Below are 14042 nucleotides of genomic sequence, written 5' to 3'. Positions count from 1 at the left end.
TTAGCCGGCGATAGGGGCGGCTGTTCCTGCGCGGCTTCGGTGAAAGGCTTCCAACTGCCGATTCGCCTCGGCGATGATCGACAGTTTATCTACCACGTCGGCCAGTTTTGCGCCTGGGATCGTATAATAGCCTTCGTCATCCCCGAGCCCAGTGTAGACGCGGTTGCCGATGCAGCCAAAACTGCTGGCCGTCTGTCCCGATTGCAGTGTTTCCGGAATGACGGCGCAGGTCGGCCGTCCCATGGTGGCGTTTCCACCTGCGATACCGGCGGACTGCGCTGCCTCTGCCAGGAGCATCAGTTGCCTGACGGTTCCCCGGATCAGTACCAGGTCTGGGGCGAAGGTTGCCTTTGTCACCGGCGCGTAGAGGGCCACGCGAAAGGCTCCCTGTCGGCGTGGGATCATTGGAATATCGGCCATCGTGAGGTACTGCATCCCTACCATGGTCTGGACGAGTCCGTTGAGCTCAGTCGCGACCTGCGGCGGGAGTTCTACCCCGTGGGTATGGGCACCGACCGGGCAGGTATAGTGATCCGAGGCTTCGGTATAGAAGGTCTGGCCTTCCGCGGCGAGCTTCCAATAGCCGCATCCTGCCGGCGCCGGGGTGGTGACCTGTGGAATATCCGCCGGGACTGTGTCTCGAAACGCAATTGCCACTGCCGGTTGCTTCAACCCCAATAGTTCCTGGATCTTGGTGCCTTGTGTCATCAGTTCAGCTTGCACGATTCATCCCCCTATAGATGTGACGCCACCAACATTCTAGATCTCTCCATGCCCCTTTGTCAGGAGCGGCTTGAATTGTCGGGTCGTTGGTTCAGCGCAGCAGAACCAGGACTCCGTGAGACGAGGCGGTTTCGGGCGATCGGGCCTGGCAGGCATTGGACGAGTCGAGGGCTCAACTCGACGTCCGGCCATCTCATGGGCCGCCGTACGAATGCGATCAAAGGTCAGCATTGCGTCTGTCTCGTCCTTCGCACTGGCCTCCACGATCCCACTTACCGCCTGATGCAGCCGATCCATCCGCTCGTCCGGATGTGTCCAGGGATATTGAAAGCCGGCCTGATCGAGCGCACCGAGAAACCGTCGAATGTCAGATTGGTTGAGCAGCGCCGATCCTGGAGGAACCAAGAGGCGAATGCTCAGTTGTACCGGATCGGTCGCATCGATCAGGTCCTCTGTTTCCACCATGTCTAACATGTAGAGGTAATCGTCCAAGCTGGTCCAGGGGGTAAAGGCCACGAGCGAGGGGCGAAGGGCGATGCCGACTTCACGCAGCATGCCGAGTGCCGCAATCACGTCAGCGCCTGTATGTCCCTTCTGTAGGAGATTCAGCACAGAGTCGCTAAACGATTCCACGGCAGAGATAACGAACAGGCATCCCTGCGCGCGCAAGTCCGGCATCAGGGCACGGCGCTTCAAAAGATGCTCGATTTTTGCGGTGAAATCGAACGTCAGGCGTGGGAACTCTCCGTGCATGGCGCGAACGATACTCAGTGAATGCCCTGGGCCGTTTAAGAAATCCGGATCGCCAAACGTGATATGGGTGGCGCCTGCTTGCACCTGGCGCCTGATGTCTTCCAGGACGACGGATTCCGGGACGAGCACGAAGCGTCCGTCATAGACCGGCACGATTGGGCAATGAAGACAGCGATGGAGACATCCGCGGCTGGCCTCGACGTATCCGACCAGCCGTTCGGCACCCTGCTCTTCGAGCCGGGCATACCGGTCCAACATCGGGAGCCCTCTGCGACTTGGGATGGGGTACGGAACCGTTGAGGCATATCCACGCTGCAGCGAGGGGCTGACCACTTGGTGTCGAGAACTCACTCCTTCGAGGAGGCTGATGGTCTGATTCCGATCGAGTGTCTCGATGAGTGACCGTAGAGGAAGCTCATATTCTCCCCCCACGACAGAGTCGGCCAGTTTCTGGAGCAAATAGTCCGTATTGATTGAGGCATACAGCCCGTAGAAACAGATGTGGCAGGTGGGATTCATCGTCCGGATCAATTCGGCGACCCGCACGCCCAGCCGGAGCGCTGTATGCATGGGCACTGAGATGCCGACAAAGTGTGCTAGCCGGAGGGCCGCTTCATCCAGGTCATCAATCGCGATGTCGAGCCCGGTCGGCGCAAATCCGGCCTGTTCGAGAAATCCCATCGGCTGAGCGATACCGATGGGTTGGTGCCCGAGTTCATAACAAGAGATGAGGAGGATTGTGCCGGGCTGTCGCAGGGCTGATGGTGTGTCTGTAGATTCGGTCAGCCGTTCCATGGCGAGTTCCTGCGTGCAATCCGTTGGTCTGTCACAGGTAACATACCGGGAAGAGTTGGCGTAATGCGACAGGATTCACTCGAAGCGGCGTGACCACGAGATGCGTCATGCGCATGATTCTCGCAGGTGTCGTCGTGAGCTGGTGCATGGGTTTTACAGTGGCCGTGCCTCCTGCTAGACTGATGCCCGTGCAGGTTTGATTGTGACTGTCTGGTGGTCCGCGGCCATGGTGCCTCTACCTTGGTCAGCGTCTCGAAGTCGGGAGGCGCGGTCGAGTTCCACCAATCAAGATCTCCAACGCACACACATATATAACCAGAAGGCGCTGTCTCCGAGTGACCAACATTTGGTGCGGTAGCGCGTTCGGAAAGATCGGTCACAGACGTAGATGGTTTCTCTAACGACCCAGCCAGTTTCAGATGCGGCGCAGCTCAAGATTATTCCACTCATCGCCAAGGAACTTGGTGTCGGACCGCATCAAGTGGCGGCCGCGGTAGCCCTGCTCGACGAGGGTTCGACCGTGCCGTTTATCGCGCGCTATCGCAAGGAGGTGACCGGCAACCTGGACGATACCCATTTGCGCACGTTGGAGGAACGGCTCCTGTATCTGCGCGAATTGGAGCTGCGCCGTACCGCGATTCTGGCCTCGATCGAGGAGCAGGGGAAGCTCACAGATCTGCTTCGTGGCACCATTGAAGCCGCTGCGACCAAACAAACATTGGAAGACCTCTATTTGCCCTACAAGCCTAAGCGCCGCACGCGGGCGCAGATTGCGCGCGAAGCAGGATTGGAGCCATTGGCCGATGGCCTGTTTGCCGATCCGACGCTCGATCCTGAGCTGGAGGCCGCGAAGTATTTGAATGTGAAGCCTGCGGCTGAGGGCGTCGAAGCCATCAACGTGCCGGACGCCAAATCTGCGCTTGAAGGTGCGCGGGACATTCTGGTCGAGCGGTTTGCCGAGACCGCCGAGTTGCTCGCCAAGTTGCGGACCCGCCTCTGGGACCAGGGCGTCGTCACGTCCACCGTGATGAAGGGCCAGGAAATGGCGGAGGAAGAAAAGTTCCGCGATTACTACGCCTATTCCGAGACCATTCGCACCATCCCATCGCATCGCGCGCTGGCGCTATTCCGGGGCCGCGCGTTGGGCGTCTTGAAGATTGATTTGGGCCTGGGCGAGGCATTGGAAACGGTCGTGCCGCATCCCTGCATCGCCACCATTGCGGCGCATGTCGGCATCGAAGACCGTGGCCGTCGCGCGGATAAGTGGCTGATGGGTGTCTGCGATTGGACCTGGCGTGTGAAGGTGCTCTTGCATCTCACGGTGGAGTTGCTGGTGCAATTACGCGAAGCGGCGGAAGCCGAGGCGATCAAGATTTTTGGCCGCAATCTGCACGAGTTATTGCTGGCGGCGCCGGCGGGACCGAAGGCCGTGCTCGGCCTCGATCCCGGTATCCGCACCGGTTGCAAAGTGGCGGTGGTGGATGCGACCGGCAAGTTGCTGGAGACCACGACCGTGTATCCGCTCCAGCCGCGCAATGACTGGCAGGGATCGCTGGCGACTCTCGCACGGCTGGTTGTGCAACATGGCGTCGAACTGATTTCGATCGGCAATGGTACGGGCAGTCGGGAGACCGACAAGCTGGCCATCGAGGTCATCAAATTAGTTGTAGCGCACAAGCCGGAGCAGAAAGTAGCCAAGATCGTAGTCAGCGAAGCCGGCGCATCGGTCTATTCAGCGTCGGCCTTTGCCGCGGCTGAGTTTCCCGAATTGGATGTCAGTCTGCGCGGGGCCGTTTCCATTGCCCGTCGTCTGCAAGACCCGCTGGCAGAGCTGGTGAAGATCGATCCCAAGGCCATCGGCGTCGGTCAATATCAGCACGATGTGAACCAAAAGGCGTTGGCACGATCACTGGATGCCACCGTCGAAGATTGCGTGAACGCTGTCGGTGTGGACGTCAATACGGCTTCGGCTCCGTTGCTTGAGCGGGTGTCGGGTTTGAATAAGGTGCTGGCGAAGAATATCGTCGAGTACCGCGATGCGAACGGCCCTTTTGTGAACCGTACCACGATCCGCAAGGTACCGCGTCTGGGCGACAAGACGTTCGAGCAGGCCGCCGGTTTTCTGCGCATCAATGACGGCGACAATCCGCTGGATCGCTCCTCGGTCCACCCGGAAGCCTATCCGGTGGTCGAGCGCATTCTCGCGCGCATCGGCAAAGGCATGATGGACGTGATGGGTCAGCCGGCGGTGCTGAAGGGATTATCTCCCGCCGACTTTACCGATGAGAAATTCGGGGTGCCGACGGTGCGCGACATTTTGACCGAGTTAGAAAAACCGGGCCGCGATCCGCGCCCGGAATTTAAAACGGCCACATTCCAGGAGGGCATCGAGTCGCTGACCGACCTGCACCCCGGCATGGTCCTCGAAGGCGTCGTGACGAACGTCGCGGCCTTCGGCGCCTTCGTCGACATCGGGGTGCATCAGGACGGTCTCGTGCACGTATCGGCGCTGGCCAACAAGTTCATCAAAGACCCCCATGAGATCGTGAAGCCTGGCCAGATTGTGAAGGTGAAGGTGCTGGAAGTCGACGTGAAGCGCCAGCGCATCAGCTTGACTATGCGCCTCGACGATGTGCCAGGTATGGCTTCGGCTTCAAGCCGCGTGCCAGCCGAGGCCTCTACGGGAGCCGTACGCGACCAACGTGACCGGCGTCCGTCCGCACCTCAGCATGCTTCGGAACGCCAGCCGCAGCCGGCCGGGACGATGGCTATGGCGCTGGCGCTTGCTCGTGCCAAGCAGCAGAAGTAGCAGGCGGCAGTTTCGTTGGTTGCTCGTTCGAAGAAAAGAGCATATGGCTGATGGCCGATAGCCCGAACGGAGACCATCCTATTTTCTGTGACATGGTACCATCCCTACCTTGCGCGCTTGCCATTCGCTATACGCTATTAGCTGTCAGCTCCGCTCCCCACGGGATACGAACAACGAATTTCTCTGCTAGCGGCGTGCTGGCGCCGGCCGATGGTGCAAGAGTGGTGGCCCCAGCGGGAGCAGGGGGTGGCCGGTGAAGGCAGTCGTGAGGCTGGCGACCGCGTGGTAGAACGCCATGGTTCCGACGAGAATGTGGAAGACGCCAGGGAGGAATTCGCTGATTTGATCGAGGCGGGCCAGGAAGGTGAGCAAGAACGTCGCGGTGATGACGAGGTGCAGGGCGCAGAGCGTCGTATTCCGGTAGGCGGTTAGGTACACCATGACGGCTGAAAAGAAGAAATAGACCAAGTTGATCGGGGCGAAGAGCACCATGTCGATCTGAAAATTAGTGCTCGCACTGACCAGCTTGGCCGTGCAGACGGTGGTCCAGAAGAAACCGTACATCGTGAGTGCCGTCCCGCCGAGTTGCTCGTGGTAACGGATGTCGGTAATTCCGGCGAGAATTTGCACGATGCCGCCGAAGATCAGGGCGATGACTAACGTACCCACGTGATCTCGAGCCGGAATCCCTCCCAACTGTGCAACGCCCAGGGTGAGGGCGCCGACCGCCAGTCCGAACAGGCCAATGGCTAAGACATCGATTCGGCGCGAGTGCAATTCATCGGACATGAAGACTCCTTGTTTATTGTCGTCGTAGTGCTGTGACCGTCAGGAAGTGGGAGCATGCAAGAGCAGGGGTGAAAAAAGCAAGGCCCATAAAAGGGGGGATATGTTTCGGCGTTACAGTCGGGGAGCCGGTTTCGTTTTGAAGAAATCTCCGCCTTTCACAGACTCGTCGTCTGTCCCCCAGGCGATCTGTTTATCCTGTCGCTTCATGAGGGGCACATGTTTGGAGCAGTGGATATACGCTTCTTCGACGTCGATGATGATCCAGGCTTCCGGACGGCGGCCTCCCTTCATTCGAGAGGCTTCGACCATGCTGGCTGGAAGATGGGGGATGGTCGTGAGGTCATCGGGGCTGAGGACCCTGGCGGCTCCATTCACGTGTAACCCCACCGTGCTCTGATAATAGTCGAGAAAGATCATCCCGATCTGCGGGTTTTCTAGAATATTCCCCACGCTGGCCAGGACGCCGTTGCCCCGATATTCCGGGTAGGCGACGGTCTTCTGATCGAGCACCTGCACGAATCCCGGCGTGCCGGCGCGAAAGGAGCAATCGCAATGGCCCGCCGCATCGGCCGTGGCGATGAAGATCATTTCCTGCCGCGCGATGAACTGCTGCATCAGGGGATTCAGATAGTCCAGCATCTGATTGGCATAAAACGCTGCCGCGCGGGCATTGCTGCCGAATCGTTGCTGTGCCTGCTGTTCTGCTGGCGAGGCCGGGCGTTTCATGGGCACACTCCTGGTCACAGATTGTCAATTGGCATAGCGTCTGGCCCCATTGTCCATCACGAAAGGCCGGTTTGTCGAATGCGCTAGAGAGGATGCCGAACTGAGGCGCTGAAAAGGTCTCATGCTGCAGGCAGGGTCTGCGAATCTACAGGGCAGCTTCAATCGCTAGGGGGGCGGTGCGAGTATCGTAGCGGTACATCGACTGACGACGGATTGAAGGGAGCCTTGTATGAGGTTTGTGCAGGATGAGGAATAGGCGGTTATACGGACAGGCCGACGTTCTAACTTTCGTCAGAAACGAGACGATATTTTTTGAGCTTTGTGAGTAACGTCTTGTAGTCGATGGCGAGCGTTTTGGCCGCCTGGGTCTTGTTTCCACCGGTGGCGTCGAGGACACGCTGGATGTGGAGCCGTTCGATCTCGTCCAGTGAGAGCTGCGTCTGATCTCCCGGGTGCAACGTGGTTCGGGTTTTCGGCAACAGGGCGACGACTTCTTCTTGGCCGATCGGACCTATACTGTTGCTCATCAGCACGATTCCTTCAAGCACGTTGCGCAGTTCACGCACGTTGCCGGGCCAACTGTGGGCGGCCAGCGTTTGTAGGGCTTCGGGTGAGAGGGTTCGTTTGGTGGTTCCCGGGATACGTAACGTGGAAAGTATATGTTCGGCAAGTGTTGGCAGGTCCTCCTTCCTCTCGCGGAGTGGAGGCACGCGGAGGGTGACGGTGTTGATGCGGTAGAGCAGGTCGTCCCTGAAGCGGCCTTGGTGGACGAGCTCCTGGATGTCCTGGTTCGTGGCTCCGACGACGCGGACGTTGGCCTGGAGCGTCCGCGTGCTGCCGACGGGGCGGTATTCGCCACGATCCAGGAACCGCAATAGGCTCACCTGCATCGGACCGGGCATTTCCCCCAGTTCATCCAGAAAGAGTGTGCCCCCTTCGGCGGCGGCGATGAGCCCTGGTTTTGCAGCAGTTGCGCCGGTAAACGAGCCCTTTTCGTGTCCGAAGAGTTCGCTTTCCAGGAGTTCACGGCTTATGGCGCCGCAGTTGATGGCGATGAAGGGTCCGCTGGCTCGCCGACTCAAATCGTGGAGCAGCCGCGCCGCGATTTCTTTGCCTGAACCGGTTTCCCCTTGAATGAGGATAGCTGCATTGGAGGGGGCCACCTGCGCGATCTTGGTTTTGAGTGTTTGCCAGGCTTGGCTGGGTCCTTCGACGATGACATCGCGCGTGAAGCCTCCATGGCGGGCCGCCAGGTTTTCTTTGCGGAGGGCACGTACGGTTTTCAGCCTGGCTAATGCGGCGTTGACCGCTGCGGCGTCGAAGGGCGTGTCCTTGACTAAAAAATCCCAGGCCCCCTGTTTGATCGCCTCGACCGCGTCTTTGACGTCGCCGTGGCCGGTCAGCATCAGGACGTCCAGGTCTGGCTGATGCTCGCGGACCCACTTTAAGACGCCTCGCCCGTCGAGGCCAGGCATGCGAAGATCGGTGATGACGCATTCGAAGGTGCCGGTTTGAAGCGCCTCGATGCCTGCTGTCCCATGCGTGACGGCGGTCACCTCGCAGCCTTCCTCGCGGAGCGCCTGCTCGAGTACTAAGCGAACGTATTCTTCGTCGTCGATGATGAGTATGCGCATTGCTTTAGCCTTCAGCGGTCAGCTCTCAGCTGTCAGGTCTTAATCCTAACTGATCGCTTCCTGGTTATTCGGAAATGCCAGAGAAAATGTGCTGCCTGTGCCAGGGGATGATTCGGCCCAGGCACGGCCTCCATGTTTCTCCATGACCATTTTCACAATGGCCAGGCCGACGCCGGTGCCTTCGTAATCCTGGGCATTGTGTAATCGCTCGAAAAGACCGAAGAGCTTTTGTTCCTGGTCGGTGTCGAAACCGATACCATTGTCCTGTATCCAGAGCCTACGTTCGGTCGGCGTCTGCTGTCCTCCGATGTTGATGCTTGGAGCCGGAGAGAAACGGGAGAACTTGATGGCATTGTCGAGGAGATTGACCAGGGCCTGCCGGATGCTGACCGGTTCGCCATACAGGTCGGCGAAGGGGAGATTGATGGTGATCCGAGGTGCGATGCCGGTGAACTGGCTCTGCCGGTCGACGAGCAGGCTGTTGATCATCTCCAGCACATTGAAGCGGGTGCGTGGGAAATCTTGTTGTTCCAGTCGTGAATACTTGAGCAGGGCATCGATCATGTGCGTGAGGCGCAGGGCGGATCGACGGATCACGTCGATGTGGTGCTGGACTTGCGGGTCTCCGGCTTCTTGAAATCGCTTTTCCAGGAGCGAGGAGAACCCTTCGATTTCGCGAAGAGGTCCTTTGAGGTCATGTGCAATAGAGTAGGTGAAGGCTTCGAGTTCCTTGGTCTTGCGCATCAGGGCGGTGCCCCGCTCGCGGAGATTCGCCAGCATGGCCGTCAGGGAGTTGGCCAGGATCCCGACCTCATCCTGCGTGGGCCAGGGCTCAAACTGCGCCGCGAGGTCATGGTGGGCGACACGGTCTGCCGTGGCGGCTAAGCGTTTGAGAGGGTTGGCCACGAGTTGTTTCATCATGAGGTAGATCGACAGGACGAGAAGCCCCAACAGGCCGACCACTCCGAAGACGATGAGCCGTGCCTGCTCGACGAGGCGATCCCCCTCGATTTTCATCTCCACATCGATTTTGCGGTGAACTTCAATGAGCGAGGCGATGGCATCTGCGATCCTGGCCGCGGTCTGTTCATAGAGGAATTCTGTGTCTGCGGGATTTTTCGTGTGCCGGCTAGCAGCGGTCTCGATGTCTTCACGCTGAGCGCGGAGAGCGCTCATACCATCGGCAATGGCGACGATCGTGAGATTTTCCTCGTCGGCCAGGTTGCCCCGTCCATGCTGTTGGAGCATGCCATACAAGACGGGGTGTGTTCGCGCGGCGTGGGTCGCTTGATAGGTGTCCAGTGCGGTGAGCGTTCGGTGCTCGATGTCTGCGATGGTCTTCAGGCTGATGGCTTGGGTCGCGGTGTCCAGATGTTCGAGGAGATGGTGCATATGGGTCTGCATGTCGAAGAGGTTGCGGAGCATCTCCGATGCCGTGACGACGCCCGGGATCGTGATCCGTTGATGCCGATCGACGTAACTATTCACGCGTGAGAGATACACAAGCGTCGCGGAGAAGCTGCCGATCAATAGAATGACGATCAGGCCAAACGAGATGGCAAGCTTTTGGCCGATGGAGAGGCGACTGAGCCAACTGGCAGGCATGGCGCAGCCTAGCACAGCGGCCGGAGAAGTGTCAGCCTGCCACGGCGGAGTCGAATCATGCGGGGCGTGACTCAAGCCCGTTCGGTGCCCCAACGGCGATGGAGAAATCGCTCTATGGGGGCAAAGAGTGTTGTATCGACCGCGAGGTCGATGATGACGACCACGAGCATGACGCCGATCACTTGGTCCATGGCACTCAATTCACGACCGTAATGCAGCAAGTGGCCGAGACCGAAGCCGGTCAGAATCGTGACGAAAATCTCGGCGGCCATGAGGGAACGCCAGGCGAAGGCCCAGCCCTGCTTCATGCCGCTCAACAAAAATGGAAGCGCCGCCGGCAGGATCACATGCGTCCAGGTATGGAGTCCCGTCGACCCCATGCTGCGTGCGGCCCTGGCGTAAATGGGGGGAACGGTCCGCACTCCGTTGTCGGTCGCAATGATCAATGACCAGAGGGTTCCCATTACCACGACGAACAGCATGGCGGATTCCGTTTGGCCGAACCAGAGCAGGGCCAGCGGCACCCAGCAGACGCTGGGGAGGGTTTGGAGTCCCAGCGCGAGGATGCCGATCGTGTCCTGGCACCAGCGAGATGATGCGGTGAGTAATCCCAAGGGAAGCCCGGCGAGGATTCCCAATCCATAGCCGATGAGGAGCCGCCGTACGGTGACGACCGTAGCCTCCCGGAGCGTGCCGTCTTCAACCGCGGACCGAAGGTACTCAAAGACGCTAAGGGGCGAGGGCAGCAAGACGGGAGACCAGATGTGTGCCTCCACGACCAGATGCCATGCCACCACGAGGAACACGAAGAACAGGGATGCAGTCAGCCACCGTGCGATCATCCAGCCACCTCGGTCTGGACATAGCCTTTCAATACGCGGGTGATCTCCGTCGCATAGCGGGCTAGATCCACGCTGTTGATGTCGCGTGGACGAGGGAGGGGAATGGCGAATTCCTCGCGAATCCGTCCAGGGTTCGGCGAGAACAATATCACGCGGTCTCCCAAGCAGACGGCCTCGCGCACGTTGTGCGTGACGAAGACGATCGTTTTCCGATGCTGGCTCCAGATACGTTGAATGTCTCCATACAACTGCTCCCGCGTCAGGGCATCCAGCGCGCCGAAGGGTTCGTCCATCAAGAGCATGCTGGGATTCGGAGCCAGCGCTCTGGCCAAGGCCACCCGCTGTTTCATGCCGCCCGATAGCTCGTGCACATTGGCATGCATGAACCGCTTCAAGCCTACGAGTTCCAGATAATACTCGGCGGTTTCTCGTCGCGCGGCGGCGGTGAGCCCGTTTCTCAGCTGTAACCCGAACAGCACATTGCCCAGAACCGTCAGCCAGGGGAAGAGCGCGGCTTCTTGAAACATCACGAGACGATGGGGCCCCGGCCCTGTGATGCTCTGACCATCGGCTTGAACCAGCCCCTGATCGGGTCGGTCGAGGCCGGCGATGATATTGAGCAGGGTCGATTTTCCGCAGCCGCTGGGGCCGACGAGACAGACGAACTCTCCTTCAGTGATGCGGAGTGTCACGTCATCGAGCGCATGCACGTGCAGCGAACTGGTCTTGAACCACTTCGAGACATGTTCGAGGACGAGTTTGGGGGATAGGGTATGTGTTTGGGCCGTTTCGGACATACCCATTTCAATTCACCCGTTCAATGAGCCGCGACAAGTCAGGCGTTTTTCGCATAAAACCTGCGCGTTGGGCCTGTGCGACAAATTGTTGGTACTCCGTAGGAGAGGCCTCCGTGGTCAACCCAATCCTGGGCCAAGCGTGTGCGATCAACTCGGCTGAGACTTTGGCCTGTGTTTCGGCTGCCAGTTCTTGCTGAACCATCTTCTTGGCTTCTTCCGGATGCGAGAGAATCCAGTCGGTCAGTTCCCGGTGAGCTTGAGCGAACCTCTTCGCCAGCTCACGCTTGGTCTTGAGAAATTTCACGCTTGAGACCAGGACGGTGATGCTCTCTTTCGATTGTTCCACGAGGACTTTGCCGCCCGCCTCCCGCTCCAGCCGCGAGACCCATGGTTCGGCTGTCCACACGGCGTCCAGTTTCTTCTGTTGAAATAACGAGAGCTGATCAGGGTTCGGGGTCGGAACGATGAACGCATCCCCGCCGGTTTGGGTGATCGTTAAACCTCCGGACGCCAGCCAGGCGCGGCAGGCAATGTCCTGGGTGTTGCCGAGTTGCGGGGTGGCGATGGTTTTCCCGCGGAAATCGGCTGGTTGCTTGAGGGGCGAATCCTGCTGAATGACGAGGGCTGCGCCCCCGGCGGCGGCGCCGGCGATAATCCGGACTTCTTCGCCGTTGGATTTGGCGTAGGCGTTCAATGCAGGACTAGGGCCCACGTAGGTAAGGTCAATGGAGTCCGCCAGGATCGCTTCCATGGCGCTTGGTCCAGCATTGTAGACATACCACTCGATCTTGACGTCGCTTCCCAGCCGTTGTTCAAACCATCCCCGGCCGGAGCGAGAGAGATGATGGGCCACCAAGCCTTGGACATGGGTCATGTTGGGGAAATGCCCGACGCGGATCGTGTCCCCTGCGATGGCGTGAGAGGGCGGGGTAATGAGCGTCCAGACTCCTAGAAACAGCACAACGAGTATCTTCATGATCATCCTTATTGCAGTTGGTTCGTTCAAGGTTGGGACGGCTTGAATGTTCGTCCAGGATCCAGTCCCGGCTGAATCGGCATGGCCGAAAGCGCCTCTCGATACCGGATCTCTAACTCTTCACGCTGATCCGGTGCCCAGAAACGTGCCTTCGAAGCCGATTTAGCCAGGAATTCCTCCGGCTCGTATGTGACATCGTGCAATACCGAGGCTTCAGGAATGTTCGGCAGTTGCCGGTCGTACTTGCTGATATCGGGACCAGGGCTGTGCCGGTCGTGCACGCCGCTGATGGTCAGGTGCAGAATCGGTCCCCGGATGGAGATCCAGCCTGTGGTGGTTTCCTCATCCCCCTGATCGGTGGCATGACTCAAGTGGAAGTACACACGCTCTGTCGGAGCGGCCTGGGCCAACGCCTTTGCTAGAGGCGGCGCCAATACGGCAATCTCTTCGTTCCGGAACGCTCTGGTTCGATCAGCTTCACCGGCAAACAGCCGGTGAATGACGTTCCGCCGTTCCCATGCGCGAACTCCTCGAAGCAATGTGCCCACTTCGGTGGCGGTCAGCGTGGCGGGGTGAGAATTGGAAATCGAGTCGGGGTCCTGTTCCAATCGAACCGTGCTCAGCCCCGACTCATAGATGGATTTCGATTGTGGGACGGGCTTGTTCGCGCAACCGGTAATGATGGATATTCCGGCGATGAGCAACAGGGCTCGAAGCGGCCATGCAGACGGTTGCGGCATAGTTTTTGGGAGGCGATTCATTATTGTCCTTCCTTTCCTTGAGCGGTCCCTGCCTGTGGTATTGCACGATCGAACCCGTGCTCTTGCAAGAGGGTTTGTATTTCCGGTGTCAGTAAAAATGTGATGAAGTCTCCCGCGCCTGAAAGGTTCTTGGCGGTCCAGGTCGCGGCAACTCCATAGCGGATAGGAGTATGGGAACCGGCCTGGGCTGTATCGAGAATGCGGACCTTCGCATTCTCGACGACGTCTGTCCGATAGAGGACGCCGACCTCAGCTTCGCCGTTGGCGACTAGATCGAGCACGGCACGGGAATGCTCGCCGAAGACGTAATGAGACTTCAGTTGGGCATCGAGCTTGTTATATTTGATAAACTGCGCCGCCACTTTCCCTACCGACGAGGATTTGGGATCCCCGACGGCGATCCGTCGGATCGGGACGGTCTGCAGATCTTGGACGGAGCCGATGGGGGCGGGGTGGGTCGTGCTGGTGATCAAGACCAGCGACGTGCCGGCATAGGCCCGTTTAGTTCCTTGAATGATCAGCCCTTTCTGTTCGAGCTGTTCAATTTCCTCAAACAGCGACGGCAGGAAGATGTCCACTGGTGCGCCCTGTTCAATCTGATTACGGAGCGTTTGCGAGGGGCCGTAGATAACCCGCACGTTGATATCTTTGTGCTGGGCCTCGAAAAGCGGCAGTACTTTACGAAACACATCGCTGAGGCTGTTGGCGGCTGCGACGGTGAGGGGCTCCGGTTGTGCCTGCACGGGTGGGGTGACCCAGAGCGATGCCGTCGCGATTCCGAAGAAGAGTAAGGACCTGAACCATTGGTGTTTCACGATTGTTCTCCTGACGG

At 59.0% G+C, this 14042-nt stretch carries 12 protein-coding genes; 1 reads left to right on the top strand and 11 read right to left on the bottom strand.

Annotated elements, in window-relative coordinates; genetic code table 11:
• Positions 1 to 723 carry a DUF169 domain-containing protein gene (locus Q7U76_07760; protein MDO8356267.1) on the bottom strand — a complete coding sequence of 241 codons (723 nt, stop codon included), beginning with the start codon at positions 721 to 723 and terminating at the stop codon, positions 1 to 3.
• Between the two features lie 36 nt (positions 724 to 759).
• Complete coding sequence (locus tag Q7U76_07755) at positions 760 to 2232, bottom strand: CUAEP/CCAEP-tail radical SAM protein (protein MDO8356266.1); 1473 nt, start codon at positions 2230 to 2232, stop codon at positions 760 to 762.
• A gap of 427 nt (positions 2233 to 2659) precedes the next feature.
• Here Q7U76_07755 and Q7U76_07750 point away from each other — a divergent pair, with 427 nt between their 5' ends.
• Positions 2660 to 5080, top strand: coding sequence for a Tex family protein (locus tag Q7U76_07750; protein ID MDO8356265.1), 2421 nt, complete (start codon positions 2660 to 2662; stop codon positions 5078 to 5080).
• Between the two features lie 186 nt (positions 5081 to 5266).
• Here Q7U76_07750 and Q7U76_07745 read toward each other — a convergent pair whose 3' ends face one another.
• The 9 genes from Q7U76_07745 to modA all read right to left on the bottom strand — a co-directional run bounded on the left by Q7U76_07745 (position 5267) and on the right by modA (position 14025).
• Positions 5267 to 5869 (bottom strand): acetate uptake transporter, encoded by a 603-nt coding sequence (locus Q7U76_07745; protein MDO8356264.1) that lies wholly within the window; start codon positions 5867 to 5869, stop codon positions 5267 to 5269.
• A gap of 111 nt (positions 5870 to 5980) precedes the next feature.
• The gene (locus tag Q7U76_07740; protein MDO8356263.1) at positions 5981 to 6595 is read right to left on the bottom strand and encodes a pyridoxamine 5'-phosphate oxidase family protein; all 615 of its coding nucleotides are present in this window, start codon (positions 6593 to 6595) and stop codon (positions 5981 to 5983) included.
• Between the two features lie 281 nt (positions 6596 to 6876).
• Positions 6877 to 8229, bottom strand: a complete 1353-nt coding sequence (locus Q7U76_07735; GenBank protein ID MDO8356262.1) for a sigma-54 dependent transcriptional regulator — start codon at positions 8227 to 8229, stop codon at positions 6877 to 6879.
• 45 nt (positions 8230 to 8274) lie between these two features.
• On the bottom strand, positions 8275 to 9834 hold the full coding sequence (locus Q7U76_07730) for an ATP-binding protein (protein MDO8356261.1): 1560 nt from the start codon (positions 9832 to 9834) through the stop codon (positions 8275 to 8277).
• Between the two features lie 71 nt (positions 9835 to 9905).
• Complete coding sequence (locus Q7U76_07725) at positions 9906 to 10676, bottom strand: ABC transporter permease (GenBank protein ID MDO8356260.1); 771 nt, start codon at positions 10674 to 10676, stop codon at positions 9906 to 9908.
• Entirely contained in the window at positions 10673 to 11473 is an 801-nt protein-coding gene (locus Q7U76_07720) for an ABC transporter ATP-binding protein (GenBank protein ID MDO8356259.1), read from the bottom strand. The genes Q7U76_07725 and Q7U76_07720 overlap by 4 nt, the downstream gene beginning before the upstream one ends.
• Before the next feature lie 7 nt (positions 11474 to 11480).
• Positions 11481 to 12449, bottom strand: coding sequence for an aliphatic sulfonate ABC transporter substrate-binding protein (locus Q7U76_07715; GenBank protein ID MDO8356258.1), 969 nt, complete (start codon positions 12447 to 12449; stop codon positions 11481 to 11483).
• Positions 12450 to 12475: 26 nt separating this feature from the next.
• Complete coding sequence (locus Q7U76_07710; protein ID MDO8356257.1) at positions 12476 to 13210, bottom strand: hypothetical protein; 735 nt, start codon at positions 13208 to 13210, stop codon at positions 12476 to 12478.
• Entirely contained in the window at positions 13210 to 14025 is an 816-nt protein-coding gene (gene modA, locus Q7U76_07705; GenBank protein MDO8356256.1) for a molybdate ABC transporter substrate-binding protein, read from the bottom strand. Before modA ends, Q7U76_07710 begins: the two co-directional genes overlap by 1 nt.
• Between the last annotated feature and the right edge of the window lie 17 nt (positions 14026 to 14042).

The organism is Nitrospirota bacterium (assembly GCA_030645475.1).
In the GTDB taxonomy this organism is placed as follows: Bacteria; Nitrospirota; Nitrospiria; order Nitrospirales; family Nitrospiraceae; genus Palsa-1315.
Note: the sequence above shows the minus strand (reverse complement) of the source record. Positions and strands in the feature narration are given on the sequence as shown.